The sequence below is a fragment of the Microbacterium sp. JB110 genome (assembly GCF_003335195.1).
In the GTDB taxonomy this organism is placed as follows: Bacteria; Actinomycetota; Actinomycetes; order Actinomycetales; family Microbacteriaceae; genus Microbacterium.
Genome location: NZ_QPGM01000010.1, coordinates 14,891 through 36,016, shown reverse-complemented (window position 1 = coordinate 36,016; position 21,126 = coordinate 14,891). Strand labels below are relative to the sequence as shown.

The following is a 21,126-nucleotide window of genomic DNA, read 5'->3' as shown; positions in this document are numbered from 1 at the left end:
GTCATACGATTGAGCCATGACGCTCACGATTCCTGCTGAACTCCTGCCAGCCGACGGCCGTTTCGGGTGCGGCCCGTCGAAGGTCCGCGAAGAACAGGTCACCGCTCTCGCCTCCGTCGGCGGCTCCCTGCTGGGGACGTCGCACCGCCAGGCCCCGGTGAAGAACCTCGTCGGCAGCGTCCGCGAGCGTCTCGCCGACCTGTTCCGCCTACCCGACGGCTACGAGGTCGTGCTCGGCAACGGCGGGTCGACCGCGTTCTGGGATGCCGCAGCGTTCGGTCTGATCTCGTCGAGAAGCCAGAACCTGTCCTTCGGCGAATTCGGCGGCAAGTTCGCCACGGCGGCGGGCGCGCCGTGGCTCGAGGCCCCGGATGTCCGCACGGCGGAACCCGGTTCGATCGCCCTGCCCGAGCCGACGCCGGGCGTCGACGTGTACGCGTGGCCGCACAATGAGACATCCACGGGCGCGTACGCCCCGGTGACCCGCGTATCAGGCGACAACGGTGCCCTCACCGTGATCGACGCCACCAGCGCTGCCGGCGGCATCGACGTCGACATCGCGCAGACCGACGTGTACTACTTCGCGCCGCAGAAGAACCTCGGTTCCGACGGCGGCTTGTGGGCAGCGATCATGTCACCGGCCGCAATCGAGCGGGCCGAGCGCATCGCCGCGAGCGGCCGCTACGTGCCGGAATCGCTGAGCCTCGTCACCGCGATCGACAACTCGCGCAAGAACCAGACCTACAACACACCGGCGATCACGACGCTGCACCTGCTGGACAGCCAGCTGGGCTGGATCATCGACAACGGCGGCCTCGCGTGGGCCGACGCCCGCACCCGCGAATCGTCCGGCGTGCTCTACGACTGGGCGACGGCGTCCTCGGTGGCCGCCCCGTTCGTCGCAGACCCCGCGCACCGCTCGCCCGTGGTCGCAACGATCGACTTCGCCGACGACATCGACGCGGCGGCCATCGCGAAGACGCTTCGTGCCAACGGCGTGGTCGACACCGAGCCGTACCGCAAACTGGGCCGCAATCAGCTGCGCGTGGCCACATTCGTCTCGATCGACCCCGACGACGTGCGCCGCCTGGTGCGCTGCATCGAGCACGTCCTCGAGAACCAGCCCGCCTAGCCAGCGGCGCGGCTATCGCCGAGACGTGCCGCGGTCAGCGGCTCGTCTCGGCGTCGTCACCGTCGTCCGAGTCGACGTCGTCATCCGGATCCTCGTCGTCCAGATCTTCGTCGTCATCCGGCTCGTCATCGTCGCCCGCGTCGAGCTCGTCGATGTCGACGCCGTCGACGTCTCCGGCGTGCAGGATCGGCGAACCGTCCTCCGAGAAATCGTCTCCGTCGTCATCCGGGTCGGTCTCGTCGAACTCGTCGAAGGCCGTCTCGTCGTCGCCTTGTGCCTCAGCGCGGGCCGCCTCCTCTTCGGCCGCCGCGCGCTGCTGGGCCTGATATTCCTTCAGGCGCACGGACCACGGCACCCATTCCGGCGCGATCAGCGCGTCGTCGCCTGGCAGCAGTTCGGCCTCGAGCACGGTCGGCTCCGCGTCCTGCACCACCGCAAGCGACACCGTCCAGTACCAACCGGGGTAGCCCAGCAGCCGGTTCTCGAACAGCAGCGAGACGACGCCGTCCTTCTCCGCCCTGTGGCCGGCGGGAACGCCGATCGACTCGGCAGGCGTGATCTCGCGCAGAGCGGCCAGCGCGAGGTCGTGCGCGGCGATGAGCCGGGCATCCGGCTCCGACATTTCGTCGTGCTGCGCGTCTGCGGCCTCGGCCGCCCCGTCCTGCGGCTCAGGCATCGATCTCATCCGCGACCTTGCGCAGCACCTGGGCAGTCTTGCGGGCGTGGGCGTTCGACGGGTAGTGGCCGTGGCGCAGGTCCTCACCGACTCCGTCGAGCAGCTTCACCAGATCTTCGATGATCACGGCCATCTCCTCCGCGTTTTTGCGGGCCGGCTTCGCTCTGCTCGGCGCCTTCTCGAGATAGCGCACGGACAGCGCCTGCGGGCCCTTGCGCCCGTCAGCCATGCCGAAATCGACGCGCATCCCCGCCTTGGGTGCGTCGGCGCCGGCTGGCAGCGCTGAGACGTGCAGGAAGACATCCTGGCCATCCTCTGAGGAGATGAAGCCGAAGCCCTTCTCCTCGTCGTAGAACCTGACCTTGCCGGTGGGCATGGGCACCTCTTGAAGTACGAATCCAACATGCGGACAGGGCGGACCGCCCGTTCCCCCAGCCTACCCATCCGCACCGTCGCCCGCGCCCGGATCGCACGGCCTGCCGTATCCTTGGGAAGGTGAGCAATCCGTCCTCAGCGCAGGAGCCGCCCGTCCGCGGGGTCGACCGCTTCCTGACCTTCGCATCGCTCGGAATCATCATCGTGTCCGTCGTGTGCTTCTTCGTCATCCTGATCGCCAGTGCCTCGGGGTTGAACGCAGCACAACTGGCCGAGGGGGCATGGCCGATCGTGTCGTGGTTCCCGATGATCGGCCTGCCCGTCGGCTTCGTGATGATGCTCACGCTCGTCATCATGACGATGATCCGGAAGGGCCGCGCGGCGAAGCGCCCGTAGCATCTTGACTGTCGTCAGCGCCGAAGCCAGGGTCCGCTCACTCGCGGAGCGGCTCAGCGTCGCGGGTGACGCTGAGATCGCCGCCCTGCTCTCGGCACGCGGTGTCTCCGCGCACGCATCGTGGCGCGACTGGTTCGACGCCGCTGACGCCCTGCTCTCCACCGATGCGGTCACCTCCGCTGTTCGTTCCCTCCCCCGTGATGTGCTGTGCGATCTCACGGAAGGCGCCGGCGGCGAGCGCCTCGGTCTCACCGACGCCGACGGACGACCGTACGCACCCGTGCTGACGGCGATTCCGGATGGCCTCACGCGCACGCCGACGTCGGCGCCGGTCGCGGCATCGCAGAATGCCGCAGCGCACGCCGCGGAGCGGGCCTTCACCGGCATGTCGGCGATGGCAGAGGTGCTGCTCGACGGCATGCGCACGCCGATGCCCCGTGTCGGCGGCCGGCTCGGCGCGAACGAGCGCCGCAGACTCACCCATGAGGGCATCGTCCGCGACCCAGATGAGGCGGACATCCTCGTTCAGGCCGCGGAGACGGCCGGCCTGATCCGCGCCGATGATCGGCGGTGGCTGGTCACCCCCGCCGGTGCGGAATGGACGAGAGCGGCCACGCCCCACCGGTGGGAGCATCTCGCGCTCGGTCTGCGCGAAGCGATTCCCGACGGCATCCGGCCGGTCTCCGGTGCATCCGGATGGGTCGACCCCGAGCTCTGGCCGGAGGCGTACCCGCTCGCGGCCGGCTGGCCGGAAGAGGCCGACCGCTGGCGCCGGATGTTCGAGCTCGCCGGTCTCATCGCCGCAGACGGTGAGCCGGCGTGGGCGCGACCGCTGCGCGAGGGTCGCGACGCCGATCCGTCGGCGCTGCTGGCACTTCTGCCGGCCGAGGTCGACCGGGTCTTCCTGCAGAACGATCTCACCGCCATCTCCCCTGGCACGCTCTCGCCCCCGCTCGACGTGCGGCTGCGCGCGATGGCCGTGCGCGAATCGCACGCGCAGGCATCGACCTACCGATTCACCGAGGGGTCCGTGTCCTCCGCCCTGGCCGCCGGCGAGACCGCTGAGTCGATCAGAGAGTTCCTCGGCGGGCTGTCGATCACGGGAGTGCCGCAGCCGTTGGCGTACCTGATCGATCGCACCGCTGGGCGGCACGGGCTGGTGCGGGTGTCGCTTGAGCCCGAAACGGGCCGCACGATCGTCTCCAGCCCCGACCATCACCTCGTCGCGACGATCGCCGTCGACCAATCGCTTCGCGCCGTCGGCCTCGTCGCGGACGGCGCGCTGCTGCGCACTCGAGCCGACTGGCGGGCGGTGTTCTGGGCACTCTCCGACGCACGCTACCCCGTCGTCGCCATCGACGAGGCGGGCGAGACGATCGTGCTCGATCGCAACAGAGTGGCCCCGGATGCCGCTCCGGCCGAGCAGCGCCACCGCTCGCTCATCGAACGGCTGCGGGAGTCGGAGGCGGACGACACCGACACCGCCTGGCTCGAACGCGAGCTGAACGCCGCGGTGAAGGGCAAGTCGACGCTGATCGTGTCGGTGGCGATGCCCGACGGCTCCACGCGCGAACTCACGCTGGAGGCGACAGGGATGGGCGGAGGTCGCCTGCGCGGGCTCGACCGCGGCGCCGACGTGGAACGCACCCTCCCCATCAGATCGATCACCGGCGTCCGACCCGCGTGACGCCGTGTTCACCCCACGCCGGTAGACTTGTTCGCTATGTCTGATGGCCCCCTCATCGTCCAGAGCGACCGCACCGTGCTGCTCGAGGTCGCGCATCCCGATGCCGAGACGGCGCGGCACGAGCTCGCGGTGTTCGCCGAGCTCGAGCGCGCTCCCGAGCACATCCACACCTACCGCGTGACGCGGCTCGGGCTGTGGAACGCCAGGGCTGCGGGGCACTCGGCAGAGGACATGCTCGCGACTCTCGATCGCTGGACGAGGTTCCCTGTTCCCGCGTCGGTCTCCACCGACATCCGGGAGACGGTGAACCGCTACGGCCGGCTCACCATCGAGCGCGACGACGACGGGCAGCTGATCCTGCGCTCCACGGACAACGCCGTGCTCGCCGAGGTGTCGCGCAACAGGAAGGTGCAGCCGCTGCTGGTCGGCCATCCCTCCCCCGACACCTTCGTCGTCGAGGCATGGGCGCGCGGGCAGATCAAACAGGAGCTGCTGAAGATCGGATGGCCGGCCGAGGACCTCGCCGGATATACGCCTGGCACACCGCACGAGATCGCGCTCGATGAGACGGAGTGGTCGCTGCGGCCCTACCAGCGGCACGCGGTCGACACGTTCTCCACCGACGGCTCAGGCGTCGTCGTGCTGCCGTGCGGCGCGGGCAAGACGCTGGTCGGCGCGGGTGCGATGGCCGAGACGAAGACGACGACGCTGGTGCTGGTGACGAACGCGGTCTCGGCCCGTCAGTGGCGCGACGAGCTGCTGCGGCGCACGTCCCTCACGGAGGAGGACATCGGCGAGTACTCCGGACAGGTCAAGGAGATCAAGCCGGTCACCATCGCGACGTACCAGATCCTGACCGCCAAGCGGAAGGGCGAGTACGCGCACCTGGGCGTGCTCGATGCTCTCGACTGGGGCCTGATCATCTACGACGAGGTGCATCTGCTTCCCGCTCCGGTGTTCAAGCTCACCGCCGACCTGCAGGCACGCCGCCGCCTCGGCCTGACCGCGACGCTGGTGCGCGAAGACGGTCGCGAGGGCGACGTGTTCAGCCTGATCGGCCCTAAGCGATTCGATGCGCCGTGGCGCGAGATCGAAGCACAGGGCTTCATCGCGCCGGCTGCCTGCTACGAGGTGCGGGTCGACCTCCCGGCCGACGAGCGGCTCGAGTACGCGGCGAGCGCCGACGACGATCGGTACCGGCTCGCCGCCACGGCCCCGGCCAAGATCGACGTTGCCCGCCGGATCATCCGGAGTCATCCGGATGAGCAGGTGCTGGTGATCGGCCAGTACCTCGATCAGCTGCAGGAGCTCAGCGACGGGCTCGGAGCTCCCCAGATCACCGGGTCGACACCGGTCGACGAGCGTGAGCGGATGTTCCAGGAGTTCCGCGAGGGCAGGCTGCCCGTGCTTGTGGTGTCGAAGGTTGCCAACTTCTCGGTCGATCTTCCGGATGCCTCGGTCGCGATCCAGGTCTCCGGCTCGTTCGGCTCGCGGCAGGAGGAGGCCCAGCGCCTCGGACGTCTGCTGCGCCCGAAGCAGGACGGGCAGACCGCGAGCTTCTACACGCTGATCGCCCGCGACACCGTCGACCAGGACTTCGCCCAGAACCGCCAGCGCTTCCTCGCCGAGCAGGGCTACAGCTACACCATCTACGACGCAGACACCCTCGCCGCCGCCTGAGCAGGGCACTCGGCGCCCCGCTCACGCCGCCGAGATGCGCACTTTTCGCCGAGATGCGCAGGTTCTGACGTCATTTCGTCGAGAAAGTGCGCATCTCGCGGGCTGTTGAATACTCCGCGAGCAGCGCCTCGGCGGCGTCGGCAGATGCTCCGACGAAGACGGCGCCGGATTCCGGATGCAGGTTGTGCGCACCCGTTTCGTCTCGCACCGCACCGCCTGCCTCCGCGACGATGAGCAGGGCGGCGGCGTGGTCGATGGGGCTGTACCGATGCACCATCGCCGCGACGCCTCGGCCGAGAGCGACACCTGCGAGGGTCGCCGTGCCCGAGCCAGGGACGCGCAGCGTGCAGCTGCGGATGGCGAGGGCGGAGAGCATCTCGACGAAGCCCGGCCACGCCTGTGCGCCGGCGAGCTCGGCTGTGACGATGCGGCCCACGAGCGGGTCGCCGCCGTGCGCTTCAGGTGCTGCGAGCCGCTCACCGCAGCGCCAGGCGCCCGCTCCTGCTGCCGCGACGACCGGCGTCTCGCCGACCGGGTCGAGCACGGCCGCGACCACCGGCCCATCGCCTTCGACGAGTGCGAGGGAGAAGCTCGTCCACGGCACCCCGTTCGCGAGGTTGGCTGTGCCGTCGATGGGGTCGAGGTACCAGCACGGTGCGGTGCCGTCTGAGCTGCCGCCGTACTCCTCGCCGACGATGTCATGGTCAGGGAACTGCGCGCCGAGGACAGCCCTCACGTCGCGCTCGACGGTCCGGTCGACCTCGGTGACGTGATCGGCGGCGTCCTGCTTCGTGGAGACCGGGCCGACCCCGTCCCGGCGCGCCGTGCGCGTGAGAAGGGCGGCGTGTCCGGCGAGCGCGTCGACCACACTCAGGCGACGGGCCCGTTCGTCGCGCAGATCCGTCGCGACGGCGTCGCGGATGCGCTTGAGCCTGTTGGTCGTGATCGAGTCGACGCCGATGCGCGCGAGGTGCGCCGCCTGCGCCGGCTCGTCGACGGTCCAGCACGCCACGCGCGCGTCGAGCGCGTGCACGGCGTCGACGAATGCGGTGCCGACGAGCAGGTGGGGCGCGTTCACGTAGGTCGGGCGCAGCTGTGCCAGGCCGGACGCTGTCGGGAGGTCTGCAGAGTTCCACGGCAGGTGGATCACGGCATCGGGCAGCGCATCGCGTACGATGCGCATGGCGTCGATGCTGCCGCACCACTCGGTGAACGCCTCTGCCTGTGCTCCGCGCACGACCTCGATCGCCTCCGCTGCCGGCGCCGCGTGTTCCATGTCGATGAGCAGCGCGGATCCCGTGCCGCTGACCCGCTCGAGGGCGTCGACCAGCAGCGGAATCCGGTGCCGGCCTCCGCCGACCTCTGAGACGTCGTCGAGCGTCATCTCGGCGACGGCGCGCTCATCTCCCCACAGCCGTTCCAGTGTCGCGTCGTGCAGCAGCACCGCACTGCCGTCGCGCGTGAGCCGCACGTCGACCTCGATCACCTCCGCGTCCGCGGCCAGCGCCGCGTCGACGGCGGCGAGCGTGTTCTCTCTCGCACCGTGCGCGTCGTCGCCGTGGTATCCGCGGTGGGCGACGATCCGCCCGCTCATGCCGCAACCCGCTCTCGGATCTGCGCCGTCCGTCCGTCGTAGGCGGATGCGAGGCGGCCGTCGTCGTATCTCAGCGCCCGCGCGATCCGGATCCGCACCTCATCGCCGACGACCGGCACGTCGGTGCCGACGTAGCAGCGCAGTTCGACGCCGCGCGCCACGAGTGCGACCTCCGTGAAGTGGCCGTGCGGGAGCACGCGCGTCACGGACGCCGGTATGCCGTGGTCGACCATCTCGACGTGCTCGGGGCGCACGATCCAGCGCACGCCCTCCTCGCCGTCGCCGAGGTCCGGAGCGGCGATGGTGTTGCTGGCGCCGATGAACCCCGCCACGAACTCCGTCGCGGGCGCGCGGTAGAGCTCGCCCGGCGTCGATACCTGCTCGATCCGCCCGTCGTTCATCACCGCCACGCGATCCGAGACGGCCATCGCCTCCTCCTGGTCGTGCGTGACGAGAACCGTCGTGATGCCGAGACGCTGCTGGATGTCTCTGATCTCCTCGCGCACTCGCACGCGCAGCTTCGCATCGAGGTTCGACAGCGGCTCGTCGAGCAGCAGCAGCTGGGGGCGCTGCACGAGCGCCCTGGCCAGCGACGCGCGCTGCTGCTCACCGCCCGAGATCCGCGCGGGCCGGCTGTCGGCATGGTGCGACAGTCCGACGAGCTCGAGTACGTCAGACACCCGCTGCGCGATCTCTCTGCGCGGAACGCGCGCGATGCGCAACGGGTAGGCGATGTTCTTCGCCACGGTCATGTGCGGCCACAGCGCGTAGTTCTGGAACACCATGGCGCTCGGGCGTCGCTCCGGGCCGAGCGCGGTGACGTCTCGGCCAGCGACGGCGACGCTTCCGCTCTCCGGCGCGAGGAAGCCGGCGATCATCCGGAGCGTGGTCGTCTTGCCGCACCCGGATGGGCCGAGCAGGGAGACGAGCTCCCCCTCGGCGATGTCGAGCGAGAGGCTGTCGACGATGGTGCGGCCGCCCAGCTCCTTCGTGAGGCCGGCCAGGCGCAGGCCCGGTACGTCGATCGCAGTCGTGTCTGTCACGGTTCTCCTAGCGGATCTGGAAGCCCTCGGCCAGCTGCCCGCCCATGATGTATCTGCGGGTCAGCAGCAGCAGGACGACGGAGGGGATGGACAGCAGGAGCGCGAACACCGCGGCGACCTGCTGGGGATGGTTCAGGACGAGGGAGTACATCTCAGTGGGCATCGTCATGAACGAGGGCGCCCCGACGAGATACGTGCCCTGCGACTCGTCGAAGGAGGCGAGGAACGACATCACCGCGGCGACGAGGATGCCGGGCATCGCCATCGGCAGCGTCACCGTCAGGAACACCCGCATGCGCCCCGCACCCGCGTCGCGGGCAGCTTCCTCGAGGGAGCGCGGCACGGCGCTGAACGCCGCAGCAGGGATCCACGTCATGAACACGACCGTCCCGATCACGTGCACGATGACGATGCCGAGCGCCGTCTCCATCAGGTTCAGGCCGTAGAACACCGTCGCCATCGCGACGAAGAGGCCCATCTTGGGGAACGCGTTCGTCGCGAACAGGCCGACGAGGAACACCCGCCGCCCAGGGAAGTCGAAGCGCGAGAACGCATAGGCGGCAGGCAGGCAGACGACGGCGGAGACGATGACGGTCAGGGGTGCGAAGAACAACGAGTTCTGGATCGATGCGAACAGGGCCGGATCAGCGAACACGACGCGCCACCAGTCGAGGGTGAGGCCGTCGGGAAGCAGAGAGGGATAGTTCCACTCCGTGGCGAAGGCGTGCGCCGCGAGCCAGACGAGCGGGCCGAGGATGAAGCAGGCGACGGCGACGATGAGCACACCGACGATGACGCGGCCTGCGCCGCGGCGGACGGATTCGGTCATCAGACCCTCCCCTCCTGCTTCGCGCTGCGGAAGTTCGCCCAGACGTACAGCGCGGCGACTCCTGACGCGATGACGAAGACCACCACCGCGATCGCGGCGGCCTGCTGCGGCTGGTTGAACGATTGGAAGTACTTGCTGATGTCGACGCCCAGCTGCTGCGGAGCGTTCGGCCCCGTGAAGTAGGGAACCGTGAACTGTCCGAGGACACCGATCGCGGTGAAGGTCGACGCGATCACCAGCGGGATGCCCGCCATCGGCACGAGCACGCCGCGGATGATCGCGAAGGTCGACGCTCCGGCGTCTCGTGCGGCGTCGATCAGCGCGTCGGGCACGGCCTGCATCCCAGACGTCGCCATCAGCAGCGAGAACGGCAGATTGACCCAGACAGAGGCGATGACGACGCCGGTGACGGTGAACCCGAACACCGGGCCCTCCAGGCCGAACTGCGCGAACACGCTGCGCACGAACCCGTCGCCCGAGTAGAAGGTGAGGATCCCCCACGAGGCGATCACGACGGGGATGAACAGCGGCACGATGCCGAGACCGGACAGCACGGCGCCCAGCCACCCGCCATGCAGCCGCAGGAACACGGCGATGCCGATCGCCATCGCGAGCGTCACGGCCGTGGTCACGACCGTGACGAGCACTGTCGCGCCGAGGTCGCGCCCGAAGCGCACATCGGCGAACAGCTCAGCATAGGCGTCGAGGGTGACGAGCCCGTCGGCCTCGTGCACGTTCTGCCCGATCGCGGCGGCCGTGCTGTTGAGTCCGCCCGTCATGCCGAGGCTGAAGCCGATCGCCAGCAGGACGGGCAGCCCGACGAACAGCGCGATCAGGATGACCGGGGGCAGTGCCATCGAGAAGCCGATGGCACGCCGCCTCCTCTGGGCGTTCCGCGCGGCCGAGCGGGAGGGCCGCGCGCTCGCGCGCGACCCTCCGCTCACCGCGGGGATGACCTGCCCGGTCACGGAACTCGCTTGTCCCATTCGTTGGCCATGTCGGAGCTGACCTCGCTGTAGTAGCCAGGACGCAGAGCAGACGGGTCGGCGTCGGCGAAGGTGTCGGCCACCTCGCTCGGCAGCGTGTCGAGCGAGACGACCGGGTAGCCGGAGATCTGCTCGGCGATGATCTGCTGGCCTTCCGCGCTCAGCACGAAGTTCGCCAGTTCCACTGCGGCGTCCGTGTGCTCGCTCGTCTTCGGAATCCCCAGGTACGAGGCGCTGCCGGTGAAGCTCGGGTCGCTGATCTGCGTGTACCCGACCGTGTCGGGCACCAGCCCCGACTTCTGCCCCGTGATGAACTGGTCGCTCCACACCGGCGCCATCGAGATCTCACCGCTGGCGAGGAGATCCAGCACCTGGTTGTTGCCGTTGGGGTACACCCCGCCCTGGTACACGGAATCGCCGAGCTCGGACAGGCGCTCGAAGCCGGCGTCCCATCCGGATTCCAGCTCCTTCGCGTACCCCGCGCGGAGCTCGTCCTGGTCGCCGTCGGAGAGGAAGCTGTCGAGCACGGTGGTGACGAACGCCCCGCCCGAGCCCCCCGTCGACGGCGAGTTGTAGGCGAACCGGCCGGGGTTGTCGTCGATCCACGCGAGCAGGTCGTCGAGCGTGTGCGGAGGTTCGTCGACCGCCTCGGTGTCGTACGCGAGCAGCACCGACGAAGCGCGGTACGGGATGCCGACGCCCTTGCCTGCGTCGATCGTGGTCTCCGGTACGGATGCAAGGCCGTCGACCGAGTCGGCATCGACCTCGAGCAGCGTGTCGGCCTCCGCCGCGCTCGAGACGACGAAGCCCGCGTCGATGAGGTCGAAGCCCGGCGCGTCGCCCGCTTCGGTCGCCGTGGTCAGCTTCGCGACCGTCTGCTGGTCGTGCTCGCCGTGGAGGTCGATCGTCGTGCTGACCTCGACGTCGGGGTTCACCTCCTGATACGCGGGGATGATGCCCTTCTCCCACAGCTCCTGCACGTTGGTGTCACCTGAGATGAAGACGGTGAGGCTCGACTCGCCCGTCGAGGCGTCAGCGGCCGAGCCGTCCGTGGCAACGGGGCCGCAGGCCGCGAGGACGCCGACGGCGGCGACACCGGCCGCGGCCGCTGGGAATGCTCGCTTTCTGATCACAGTGCGTTTCCTTCTGTCGAAGATCGGGTGCGACGGTCATCGCACCGTTTCGATGATTCGCTTCCTCTGTGGCCGATCGGTGAACTCCCGGCAACGAGCGGCAAGTCGGACGACGAACGTATCGAAACGTTGCGATGCGGGCGCTACGGTAAGAGTGTGAGAGCAGTCGCACGCGAGAGCCATGAGGGTCGAGGCCGGTCGGGGCGCGTCACCATCGCCGATGTCGCCGAACGCGCCGGGGTGTCCACATCCACAGCATCGCTCGCATTCCGCGGCTCGGATCGCGTACTCGAGCCGACGAGACAGCGCATCCTCGCCGCGGCCTCTGCTCTCGGCTACGGCGGGCCGCACCCGATCGCGAGCTCCCTTCGTCGGGGACGCAGCGGCATCGTCGGCATCGTCATCGCCGAGCGTGTGGGACTGGCATTCCAGAACCCGGTGGCCCTGGCAACGATGGACGGCCTCTCCGACAGCCTCGACCGTGTGGGCTTCGGCCAGCTTCTGCTCCCGGGGCGTGCCCATCCGACAGGTCGCCCCGATCCCCTGCAGTCCCTGCCCGTCGACGCCGTCGTGTTCGCCACGCGCGGCGAGGAGTTCGACGAGCTGCTCCCCCTCGTCCGCTCCCGCGGCGTGCCCATGGTGGGGATCGAGGGCCCGCACGCCGATGACATCACGCTGGTCGAGATCGACGACCGCGGCGGAACGATGCGCCTGGCCGAGCACGTCGCCGACCTCGGCCACACCGAGGTCGGCGTCATCATGAGAACGACGCAGCTCGGCGAGCCGCGCTCCCCCGGCGCCCCCGAGCCGATCGGCTCCCGACTGGACGCCATCGCCAACCGCACCATCCGCGGCCGGCTCGAGGCCGTGCAGCAGGTGTTCCCGCACGCAGAGCGCGTCGAGGCCGGCGGTCGCGACTCCGAGGCGGGCGCCGCCGCTGCCCACGTCCTGCTGAACGCGCACCCGCGGGTGACCGCCATCCTTGCGCAGAACGACGTTCTCGCTGCCGGCGCCGTCGCGGCCGCACGCGAGCGCGGCCTGCGCGTGCCTGCCAACCTCACGATCACGGGCTTCGACGGCATCGCCGTGCCATGGCTCGACCTGCCGCTCACGACGATGCGCCAGCCCCTGCGCGACCGCGGTCGCGAGGCTGGCCGTCTGGTCGAGGAGCTCCTCGCCGGAGGACGCCCCGACCCGGTCGCGATGCCCGTCGCCTTCGTCCCCGGCGCCACGGCGGCACCCCCGCCCCGCACACTCTGACCCCGCTGCCGAGATGCGCACATCTCGTCGAGATGCGCCGGTTTCGACGGGTTCTCGTCGAAGAACTGCGCATCTCGCGGGCCGCTATCGCCGCCTGGCGAACGCACTTTGATCAACCTCGTTGACATTCAAAGCACCGCAACGCTAGCGTGACTGCGAATTATCAATCTGGTTGATGTTGCTTCGAAGGAGATGCAATGCACATGGTTCACTCGCGCCGCTTCGGCTCACCGCCGAGCAGATTCCGCCGCAGCTGGAGCGCGGGAGCCGCCGCAGCGGCGCTCGCACTCGGCACTCTCGCCGCCGCACCTGCCGCGGCCCAGGCCGCACCGAATGATCCGGAAGCGGCAGTCTCCGGTATGCCCGGTGGGGTCCCGGAAGCCGCACTCCGGTCGGAACCGCAGCTGCCGGCACCCGCTGGCTGGGATTTCTCGGACGACTTCTCGCGCACCTCTGGCACCAGCCGGCTGGACGATGGCGCGCTGCTGTGGACGGATTGGCTGTACGACGACACCGGCACAGGTGACTTCACCTACGCCGATCCGGATGCCGGTGCCAACGGCGCAGACGTGTTCCGCGCCGGCGTCGCCGTGGACGAGACGCAGACGCACTGGCGGGTCGACTGGAACACGCTCATCGACCCGGATGTGCCGATCGCTGCGTGGGCCTTCGACACGGACTCCGATCCCGCAACGGGCACGGACGCATGGCCGGCCGGTGCGGGCGTGCACTCCCCAGGCATCGACACGGCGCTGGTCGTCTCCTCCCGCGGCGCACAGCTGATCGACCTCCAGAGCGGAGATGCGGCGGACGTCGCCGACCTCGGCGGGCGGCTCACGGTCGACACGGATGCGCGCTCGTTCGTCGTCTCGGTTCCCCGCGACGCCCTCGCCGTCGACGGCGAGTGGACCGCGAGGCTGGTCGCCGGCGTCGCCGATGCGGACGGCACAGGATTCGCGGCTGCCCCTGAAGCGCCGGACGGCACGCGCGTGTACAACGCGGCGTTCCGCGACATGGACGACGAACCGCATCTCGTCGGCGACACCGGTGATGCATCGACGGAGTGGAACAACGGCCGGCAGTCGGAACGGCTCGCCGATGGCGATGTCAGCGATTTCGCTCTCGCGCTCGACTGGCGGGATCTGGCATCCGGAACGACGACGCCCGAGCCGCAGCCTTCTGGCTACTCGACCCGCTGGTACGTCTCGAATCTCGATCTCGGCCAGGGCATGGACCCTGCCGCCCGCCGCAGCCCTGGCCCTGCGCTGCAGCCGGCGACGTTCTTCGGCCGGGTGCAGCCGTACACGGTCTACGTGCCCACGACGTACGATCCGGATGATCCGGCGCCGCTGACGATCATGATGCACGGCGGCGACGGCAACCACAACGCGTTCCTCAGCGACCGCAAGGACGACGTGCACCGACCGCTGTGCGAGGAGCGCGGCTCGATCTGCCTGAGTCCGCTCGGCCGCGGCCTGTCGGCCTGGTACCTGAACGAGGCCGAGGTCGATGTGTGGGAGACGTGGAACCGCGTCGCGCAGGCCTACGCGCTCGACCCGGCGCGGACGACGATCTCCGGGTTCTCCATGGGCGGCGTCGGTGCTACCCGCATCGCCACGAACTACCCGCAGGCGTTCGCGGGCGCGGCGATCGTCTCGGGCGCCGGATACTTCAACACGGCAGGTGAGCGCGACAGGTCAGGCGCCGAGCTGAGGGCGGAGAACCTCGTCGGCCTGAACACGCTGATCGTGTCGGGCACCGCCGACATCGCCGAGCAGAACACCCGGACGTGGGACGCCGAGATGCACAAGGCGGGCATCGCATACCGCGCCGAGTACTTCGACGGCGGCGATCACGGCACGCTGGGCACCTGGCTGGGATGGGCCGACGTCGCCGACTACCTCGACGGCCGCACGACATCGACGCCCGGCGAGTTCGCCTTCCGGTGGGAGCCGGGAGACGGACGTGCAGACCTGGGCACCCCCATCGACCGTGCGCACTGGGCGAGCGGTCTGAGCGACCGTGACGACGATGCGCGCTGGGCCCGGATCACCGCGCGCTCGGGTGCGCTGGCCACGACCGAGCAGGAACCCGAGCTCACCGAGGAGACGCGAGTGATCGCCGGGCGCGATGCCGAGGTGCGCGATCAGCAGATCGTGCCTGGCAACCCGATCGAGCAGGAGAACCGGATCGAGCTCGCGGCGGAGAACGTCGCCTCCCTCACGGTCGATATGGACATGGCGGGTATCAGCGATGCCGAGCCAGCGGCGATCGACCTCATCACGGACGGCCCGACAGAGCTCACCTGGACACAGGGCTCCCGCAGCGGCACCGTCACCGTAGGTGAGGGCGAGCACACACTGACCGTCGACGGCAGCGCGCCGGAGATCGACGCGGCGGCCCCGCACCGCCCGCTGCCTTCGAGCGCACCTGGCGCGATCACCGTCGCCGCGACCGATGCATCCGGGATCGTGTCCGTAGACGCAACGCTGCGCGACACGACAGGGCGCACCGTCGCACAGCTTGCGCCGACGTCTGCTCCGGCTGGCGAACAGACGTGGACGGGTGAGATCGCCCTTCCGGACGATCTGAAGCCGCGCCGCTACCGTCTCGAGATCCGCGCGACGGATGCATCCGGCGAGACATCGTCGACGACGATGAGTTTCACGCTGAACGGGCGGTGAGGTGTGCGCAGCGCGGCGGGGATGCGCACTCCTGCCGCGCTCCGCACACCCGGATGCAGCACTCCCGGCAGCGGAACCTGCCTCCCGAAACCGTTCGCCTGCAGGGGAAATCCCACGTAAACCCGCGATTTCCAGCCGGATCATCACAGACACCGACATAATGGGGCCATGACTGCACCTCGCATCCTGGTCGTCGACGACGAGCCGAACATCCGTGACCTGCTCTCGCAGAGCCTGCAGTTCGCGGGGTTCCAGGTCCGCACCGTGATCAACGGAGCCCAGACCATCTCGGCTGTGCTCGAGGAAGAGCCCGACATGATCGTGCTCGATGTGATGCTGCCCGACATGAACGGGTTCAGCGTCACCAAGCGCCTGAGAGACGCCGGGTACACCGCTCCGATCCTGTTCCTCACGGCGAAGGACGAGACCGAGGACAAGATCAAGGGCCTCAACGCCGGCGGCGACGACTACGTCACCAAGCCGTTCAGCCTCGACGAGATCGTGGCGCGCATCCAGGCGATCCTGCGCCGCACGATGCTGAACGAGGAGGAGGAGCAGGTCATCCGCGCCGGCGAGCTGACCATGGATCAGGACACGCACGACGTCTACGTCGGCGACACGCACATCGAGCTCAGCCCCACCGAGTTCAAGCTGCTGCGCTACCTGATGCTCAACCCCAACCGCGTGCTGAGCAAGGCGCAGATCCTCGACCACGTGTGGGAGTACGACTTCAACGGCGACGCCGGCATCGTCGAGAGCTACATCTCGTACCTGCGCCGCAAGATCGACCCGCAGGCTTCTGAGCCGCTCATCCAGACCAAGCGCGGCTTCGGCTACATGCTGAAGGTCGACAAGGCCGCGTAGGGGCTCGCCCTGGCCGAGAAAACCGACGCCGTAACCCGGTGGTGGCGGCGCATCAGCCTCCGCGCCAAGGTCACAGGCGTCACCGTCGCGGTGCTGGCGATGGGGCTGTTCGTGGCGGGGGTCGGCACGTCGTTCGTGCTCTACAGCGCACTGCTGAACAACGTGAACGAGACGGTGCGCCAGCTGGTGCAGTCGGAGGACGTCGCCAAGCGGCTGCTCCAGGTCTCGGAGAACGAGGACGGCGTGGTCGAGATCACGCCGAACGAGGACGAGCTCAACACGAGCTATTTCATCGGCCTGTACGGTCCTGACGGCACCTTCATCGGCTCGGCCGGCGGCATCGGTGAGGACTCGGAGAAGCCCGTCTTCGCCACCGAGCTGACACCGGATCGCGCCACGGCGCTGGAGTCGCGCGTGTTCGCGATCGATTCGGAGGACGGAGACCGCTTCCGCGCCTCGGTCGCCGTCGTCGAGCTGGAGGGCACGAACACCCTCTACAGCCAGATCGTTGCGATCCCCGAATCAGAGACGCTCGGTGTCGTGCGCACCTACTTCGTCGTGTTCACCTTCGTGGCGATCATGACGATCGTCGCCGGAGCCTTCCTCACCCGCTGGGTCGTCACACTCACCTTCCGCCGCTTCGGCCAGGTGGAGGCCACAGCTATGGCGATCGCGGGCGGCGACTTCCGCCAGCGCATGGCCGACAGCGAGCCCACAACCGAGATCGGCAGGCTCACGGTCGCGATCAACACGATGCTCGACCGCGTCGACCAGTCCATCGAACAGCGCGACGCCACCGTGCGCCAGATGCGGCGCTTCATCGGCGATGCGAGCCACGAGCTGCGCACCCCGCTCGTCAGCGTGCGCGGCTATGCAGAGCTGTACCGGATGGGCGCGATCACCAAGCCGGAGGATCTCGACCGCACGATGGAGCGGATCGAGAAGGAAGCGATCCGGATGGGCGCCCTGGTCGAGGATCTGCTCGCTCTCGCGCGCCTCGACGAGAAGCGGGAGCTGGAGATCACGCCAGTCGATCTGCGCAAGGTCGCCGGTGACGCCGCGCTCGACGCCCGCGCCGCCGACAGCACGCGCAGAGTCAGGGTGATCGATCGCACCCTGCACGACTTCACTGGCCCCATCAGGCCGCTGCAGGACGAGTCGCACAGCGCTCCGGATGACGAGCACGCAGGCCGCAAGAAAGGCACGCCTTCCGCGCTCGAGCGCGCCACCACATCGGCGATCAGCATCCTGCGCCGTCGCAGCAAGCAGACGACGCCGACCGACGACGAGCTCAACGCCGAGACGCGCCCCGTACCGCGCATCGGCACCGGAGCGTCCGTGACGGATGAGTATGCGGGCCTGCCCCCTATCGTGTTGGGCGAGGAGCACAAGGTGCGACAGGTCGTGGCGAATCTCATCGGCAATGCGCGCCGCTACAGCCCCGACGGCACGTCGATCGAACTCGAGGTCGGCATCGATTCCGCCGCCGAGGCAGGGTGGATCGCCGTGGTCGACCACGGCGACGGAGTACCAGAAGCCATCCGGGAGCAGATCTTCCAGCGGTTCTGGCGCGCCGACTCCTCGCGCGCTCGCGAGACCGGCGGCAGCGGGCTGGGCCTTGCCATCGTGTCGTCGATCGTCGAGGCCCACCACGGCTCGGTCTCCGTCACAGAGACGCCGGGAGGCGGCGCGACCTTCCGCGTCGCGTTCCCGCTGCTGGAGCGCCGTGCCATCGCCGAGCACGCCGCGATCGAGACGCAGCCGCTCCCCCGCCTGCGCGACCTGCCAGACGCACAGTAGCGCGCGACCGGTGCTTAGGTTCGACGGCTATTCCCGTGCCGTCAGCCGCACTCGGACCTCGCGAGCGGTTCCGACCGGATCGAGGCCGTGGTTCTGCGATTCCGGCACGATCAGGAGCTCGGACTCCGGCAGCGCCTCGGCGAGGGGCGTGCCGGCTGCCGCCGTCGACATCGCGCCGCCGACGATCACGACGGGATCGCCGTCTCCGTGCCGGTCGAATGCGATGCGCGTGCCGTCAGCCGAAGTCGCGTGCTCCATGCACCCGTCTTACCACGGGACGCCGCTCAGCGCTGGATGCCGAGCTTCTCCGCGGAGGCCGACACCGTGCGCGCCGTCAGGTCGGGGTCGTCGTTCAGCGAGGTGCCGAAGGTGGGAACCAGGCTCTGCAGTTCGGACTTCCAGGCGGGGAACTCGTTCGGGAAGCACTTCTCGAGCAGGTTGAGCATGATCGGCACCGCGGTCGAGGCACCTGGCGAGGCGCCGAGCAGACCCGCGATCGATCCGTCTGCGGACGAGACGACCTCCGTGCCGAACTGCAGCTTGCCGCCCTTCATCACCTGGGCGCGCTGACCGGCCTGGATCAGCTCCCAGTCCTCAGCCTTCGCCGTCGGCATGAACTCGCGCAGCCCCTCGAGCTTCTGCTCGCGACCCTTCAGCAGCTCGCTGACGAGATACTTCACCAGGTCGAGATTCGTAGCGCCGACCTTCAGCATCGAGCCGATGTTGCCGAGGCGGACCTGCTGCACGATGTCCGTCCAGTTGCCCTGTTTGAGGAACTTCGGGCTGAAGGTCGCGAACGGCCCGAACATCAGCGAGCCCTCGCCGTCGACCATGCGCGCGTCGAGGTGCGGCACCGACATCGGCGGCGCACCCACGGCGGCCTGCGAGTACACCTTCGCCTGGTGCTCGGCGACGAGCTTCGGGTTCGAGGTCTTCAGGAACTGACCGCCGATCGGGAAGACGCCGTAGCCGGAGATCTCCGGAATGCCCGCCGACTGCAGCAGCTTGATGGCCCATCCTCCGGCGCCGACGAACACGAACTTCGCGTTGATCTCGCCCGGTGTCTTGCCCGCCATGTTGCGGTATCGCACGTCCCACGTGCCGTCCTTGCGGCGCTTCAGCTTCTTCACCTCGTGGTCGAGGTGCAGGTCGACGCCGTTCTCGGTGAGGTGGTCGAACAGCTGGTGCGTCACGGCACCGAAGTCGACGTCGGTCCCTGCCGGCACGCGCGTGACCGCGAACGGCTCGCCCGCACGACGCTTCTGCATCAGCAGCGGCGCCCACTGGTTGATGACCCGCGAGTCCTCGCTGTACTCGATGCCGGAGAACAGCGGCTGCTCCTTGAGCGTCTCGTAGCGCTGGCGCAGGTAGGCGACGCCCTTCTCACCCCGCACGAACGTCATGTGCGGCGTCGAGTTGATGAACGTCTCCGGCGCCGACAGGATGCCGCGCTCGATGAGCGAGACCCACAGCTGGCGGCTCACCTGGAACTGCTCGTTGATGTTCACGGCCTTCGCCGGATCATCCGGATCCGGCATGTAGTTCAGCTCGCACAGCGCAGCATGCCCCGTGCCGGCGTTGTTCCAGGGGTTGGAGCTCTCCTGCGCGACGTCACCGAGGCGCTCGAAGGCGACAATCTTCCAGTCGGGCTGCAGTTCCTTCAGGAGAGTGCCGAGGGTCGCGGACATCACTCCGCCGCCGATCAGCACCACATCGACAGATTCGCTCACCCGATCATCCTAGAACTCGCTGACGCCTGCGCCTAAACGGCCGGGAGGGGAAGAATCGGGCTTTCCTTCGCATCCGTCGAAAACGCTCAGGATGATGAGGCCGCACACGCCCGTCGCGCCGGAACGCAGAAGATCCGGATGCCCCCGCTCGGGAGCATCCGGATCTTCCTTCTCTCGGTCAGACCGCCGCGGGGACTCTGGCGGCGATCAGCTCGGCGATCTGGATCGTGTTCAGCGCCGCGCCCTTGCGCAGGTTGTCGTTCGAGATGAACAGGGCGATGCCCTTGCCATCCGGCGCGGACTCGTCCTGACGGATGCGGCCGACGAAGCTCGGGTCAGCGCCGGCGGCCTTCAGCGGGGTGGGCACCTCGTCGAGCACGACACCGGGCGCACCGGAGAGCACCTCGCGGGCGCGGTCCGCCGTGATCTGGTCGCGGAACTCGGCGTTGATGCTGAGCGAGTGGCCCGTGAACACCGGGACGCGCACGCAGGTTCCGGAGACGCGCAGCTCGGGCAGTTCGAGGATCTTGCGGCTCTCGTTGCGGAGCTTCTTCTCCTCGTCGGTTTCGTTGGAGCCGTCGTCGACGATGTTCCCGGCGAGCGAGACGACGTCGAACGCGATCGGGGCGACGTACTTCTCCGGCGCCGGGAAGTCGACGGCCTGGCCGCTGTGGGTGAGCTCTGCGGCGCTGCCCTGCTCGATTGCGGCCTCGGCCTGCGTGAGCAGCTCCTGCACTCCGCCGAGCCCGGACCCCGAGACCGCCTGGTACGTGGAGACGATGAGACGCTCCAGCCCCGCCTCGGCGTCGAGCACCTTCAGCACGGGCATCGCGGCCATCGTGGTGCAGTTCGGGTTCGCGATGATGCCCTTGACAGCTTCGTCGATCGCGTGCGGGTTGACCTCGCTGACGACGAGCGGAACCTCTGGGTCCATCCGCCATGCGCTGGAGTTGTCGACCACCGTGGCGCCTGCGGCGGCGAAGCGCGGGGCGTGCTCCTTCGAGGGCCCGCCGCCGGCCGAGAACAGCGCGATGTCGATGCCGGCCAGCTCGGTGGAGTTGATGTCCTCGATGACGACCGTGTGGCCGTCGTAGCTCAGCTCCTTGCCCGCCGAGCGCGGCGAGGCGAACAGTCGCAGCTCGCGAATCGGGAACTCGCGCTGCGCCAGAATCTCCAGCATCTTGCCGCCGACCTGACCGGTGGCGCCGACGACGGCGAGCGAGACTCCGGATTCTGCAATGCGTGCCATGAAAGCTT

At 68.9% G+C, this 21,126-nt stretch carries 18 protein-coding genes; 8 read left to right on the top strand and 10 right to left on the bottom strand.

The window, feature by feature from the left end:
• The first annotated feature begins 16 nt into the window (after window positions 1–16).
• A complete protein-coding gene (gene serC, locus CIK77_RS15590; RefSeq protein ID WP_087053933.1) occupies window positions 17–1,132 on the top strand; it encodes a phosphoserine transaminase in 1,116 nt (371 codons plus the stop codon).
• A gap of 34 nt (window positions 1,133–1,166) precedes the next feature.
• Here serC and CIK77_RS15585 read toward each other — a convergent pair whose 3' ends face one another.
• Window positions 1,167–1,808: a DUF3027 domain-containing protein gene (locus tag CIK77_RS15585; RefSeq protein WP_249268481.1), complete on the bottom strand. Its 642-nt coding sequence runs from the start codon at window positions 1,806–1,808 to the stop codon at window positions 1,167–1,169.
• Window positions 1,801–2,184: a cold-shock protein gene (locus CIK77_RS15580; RefSeq protein WP_087053935.1), complete on the bottom strand. Its 384-nt coding sequence runs from the start codon at window positions 2,182–2,184 to the stop codon at window positions 1,801–1,803. The genes CIK77_RS15585 and CIK77_RS15580 overlap by 8 nt, the downstream gene beginning before the upstream one ends.
• A 119-nt stretch (window positions 2,185–2,303) precedes the next feature.
• Here CIK77_RS15580 and CIK77_RS15575 point away from each other — a divergent pair, with 119 nt between their 5' ends.
• From CIK77_RS15575 to CIK77_RS15565, 3 genes are read left to right on the top strand one after another with little or no spacing between them, the layout of a single operon-like run.
• Window positions 2,304–2,579: a multidrug ABC transporter ATPase gene (locus tag CIK77_RS15575; protein ID WP_087053936.1), complete on the top strand. Its 276-nt coding sequence runs from the start codon at window positions 2,304–2,306 to the stop codon at window positions 2,577–2,579.
• Window positions 2,580–2,583: 4 nt separating this feature from the next.
• Window positions 2,584–4,266, top strand: a complete 1,683-nt coding sequence (locus CIK77_RS15570) for a helicase-associated domain-containing protein (RefSeq protein ID WP_087053937.1) — start codon at window positions 2,584–2,586, stop codon at window positions 4,264–4,266.
• A gap of 36 nt (window positions 4,267–4,302) precedes the next feature.
• Window positions 4,303–5,946 carry a DNA repair helicase XPB gene (locus CIK77_RS15565; RefSeq protein WP_087053938.1) on the top strand — a complete coding sequence of 548 codons (1,644 nt, stop codon included), beginning with the start codon at window positions 4,303–4,305 and terminating at the stop codon, window positions 5,944–5,946.
• 70 nt (window positions 5,947–6,016) lie between these two features.
• Here CIK77_RS15565 and CIK77_RS15560 read toward each other — a convergent pair whose 3' ends face one another.
• From CIK77_RS15560 to CIK77_RS15540, 5 genes are all read right to left on the bottom strand, one after another.
• The gene (locus tag CIK77_RS15560; protein WP_087053939.1) at window positions 6,017–7,540 is read right to left on the bottom strand and encodes an inositol monophosphatase family protein; all 1,524 of its coding nucleotides are present in this window, start codon (window positions 7,538–7,540) and stop codon (window positions 6,017–6,019) included.
• A complete protein-coding gene (locus CIK77_RS15555; protein ID WP_087053940.1) occupies window positions 7,537–8,583 on the bottom strand; it encodes an ABC transporter ATP-binding protein in 1,047 nt (348 codons plus the stop codon). Before CIK77_RS15555 ends, CIK77_RS15560 begins: the two co-directional genes overlap by 4 nt.
• A gap of 7 nt (window positions 8,584–8,590) precedes the next feature.
• A complete protein-coding gene (locus CIK77_RS15550) occupies window positions 8,591–9,412 on the bottom strand; it encodes an ABC transporter permease (protein WP_087053941.1) in 822 nt (273 codons plus the stop codon).
• Complete coding sequence (locus tag CIK77_RS15545) at window positions 9,412–10,269, bottom strand: ABC transporter permease (RefSeq protein ID WP_249268482.1); 858 nt, start codon at window positions 10,267–10,269, stop codon at window positions 9,412–9,414. Before CIK77_RS15545 ends, CIK77_RS15550 begins: the two co-directional genes overlap by 1 nt.
• A gap of 107 nt (window positions 10,270–10,376) precedes the next feature.
• Window positions 10,377–11,531, bottom strand: a complete 1,155-nt coding sequence (locus CIK77_RS15540; protein WP_087053943.1) for an extracellular solute-binding protein — start codon at window positions 11,529–11,531, stop codon at window positions 10,377–10,379.
• A gap of 156 nt (window positions 11,532–11,687) precedes the next feature.
• On the opposite strand from CIK77_RS15540, the gene CIK77_RS15535 reads away from it, so the two are divergent.
• The 4 genes from CIK77_RS15535 to CIK77_RS15520 all read left to right on the top strand — a co-directional run bounded on the left by CIK77_RS15535 (window position 11,688) and on the right by CIK77_RS15520 (window position 18,139).
• Window positions 11,688–12,791 (top strand): LacI family DNA-binding transcriptional regulator, encoded by a 1,104-nt coding sequence (locus CIK77_RS15535; protein WP_087054028.1) that lies wholly within the window; start codon window positions 11,688–11,690, stop codon window positions 12,789–12,791.
• A gap of 197 nt (window positions 12,792–12,988) precedes the next feature.
• A complete protein-coding gene (locus tag CIK77_RS15530; protein WP_087053944.1) occupies window positions 12,989–15,475 on the top strand; it encodes an alpha/beta hydrolase-fold protein in 2,487 nt (828 codons plus the stop codon).
• A gap of 168 nt (window positions 15,476–15,643) precedes the next feature.
• Window positions 15,644–16,339, top strand: coding sequence for a response regulator transcription factor (locus CIK77_RS15525; protein ID WP_087053945.1), 696 nt, complete (start codon window positions 15,644–15,646; stop codon window positions 16,337–16,339).
• Between the two features lie 99 nt (window positions 16,340–16,438).
• Window positions 16,439–18,139 (top strand): sensor histidine kinase, encoded by a 1,701-nt coding sequence (locus tag CIK77_RS15520; protein ID WP_087054029.1) that lies wholly within the window; start codon window positions 16,439–16,441, stop codon window positions 18,137–18,139.
• A 27-nt stretch (window positions 18,140–18,166) separates the two neighbouring features.
• Here the strand turns inward: CIK77_RS15520 and CIK77_RS15515 are convergent, their stop codons facing one another.
• The 3 genes from CIK77_RS15515 to CIK77_RS15505 form a co-directional block, all read right to left on the bottom strand.
• On the bottom strand, window positions 18,167–18,397 hold the full coding sequence (locus CIK77_RS15515; protein ID WP_087053946.1) for a hypothetical protein: 231 nt from the start codon (window positions 18,395–18,397) through the stop codon (window positions 18,167–18,169).
• 26 nt (window positions 18,398–18,423) lie between these two features.
• Window positions 18,424–19,869, bottom strand: a complete 1,446-nt coding sequence (mqo, locus tag CIK77_RS15510; RefSeq protein WP_087053947.1) for a malate dehydrogenase (quinone) — start codon at window positions 19,867–19,869, stop codon at window positions 18,424–18,426.
• Between the two features lie 178 nt (window positions 19,870–20,047).
• The gene (locus tag CIK77_RS15505) at window positions 20,048–21,118 is read right to left on the bottom strand and encodes an aspartate-semialdehyde dehydrogenase (RefSeq protein WP_087053948.1); all 1,071 of its coding nucleotides are present in this window, start codon (window positions 21,116–21,118) and stop codon (window positions 20,048–20,050) included.
• Between the last annotated feature and the right edge of the window lie 8 nt (window positions 21,119–21,126).

What these genes read in the sequence shown, in the direction of transcription:
- CIK77_RS15565 (WP_087053938.1), top strand. Translation starts at nt 4,303, where the DNA reads ATGTCTGATGGCCCCCTCATCGTCCAGAGCGACCGCACCGTGCTGCTC.
- CIK77_RS15560 (WP_087053939.1), bottom strand. Translation starts at nt 7,540, where the DNA reads ATGAGCGGGCGGATCGTCGCCCACCGCGGATACCACGGCGACGACGCG.
- CIK77_RS15585 (WP_249268481.1), bottom strand. Translation starts at nt 1,808, where the DNA reads ATGCCTGAGCCGCAGGACGGGGCGGCCGAGGCCGCAGACGCGCAGCAC.
- CIK77_RS15550 (WP_087053941.1), bottom strand. Translation starts at nt 9,412, where the DNA reads ATGACCGAATCCGTCCGCCGCGGCGCAGGCCGCGTCATCGTCGGTGTG.
- CIK77_RS15505 (WP_087053948.1), bottom strand. Translation starts at nt 21,118, where the DNA reads ATGGCACGCATTGCAGAATCCGGAGTCTCGCTCGCCGTCGTCGGCGCC.
- CIK77_RS15520 (WP_087054029.1), top strand. Translation starts at nt 16,439, where the DNA reads ATGGGGCTGTTCGTGGCGGGGGTCGGCACGTCGTTCGTGCTCTACAGC.
- CIK77_RS15580 (WP_087053935.1), bottom strand. Translation starts at nt 2,184, where the DNA reads ATGCCCACCGGCAAGGTCAGGTTCTACGACGAGGAGAAGGGCTTCGGC.
- serC (WP_087053933.1), top strand. Translation starts at nt 17, where the DNA reads ATGACGCTCACGATTCCTGCTGAACTCCTGCCAGCCGACGGCCGTTTC.
- CIK77_RS15515 (WP_087053946.1), bottom strand. Translation starts at nt 18,397, where the DNA reads ATGGAGCACGCGACTTCGGCTGACGGCACGCGCATCGCATTCGACCGG.
- CIK77_RS15530 (WP_087053944.1), top strand. Translation starts at nt 12,989, where the DNA reads ATGCACATGGTTCACTCGCGCCGCTTCGGCTCACCGCCGAGCAGATTC.
- CIK77_RS15545 (WP_249268482.1), bottom strand. Translation starts at nt 10,269, where the DNA reads ATGGCACTGCCCCCGGTCATCCTGATCGCGCTGTTCGTCGGGCTGCCC.
- CIK77_RS15525 (WP_087053945.1), top strand. Translation starts at nt 15,644, where the DNA reads ATGACTGCACCTCGCATCCTGGTCGTCGACGACGAGCCGAACATCCGT.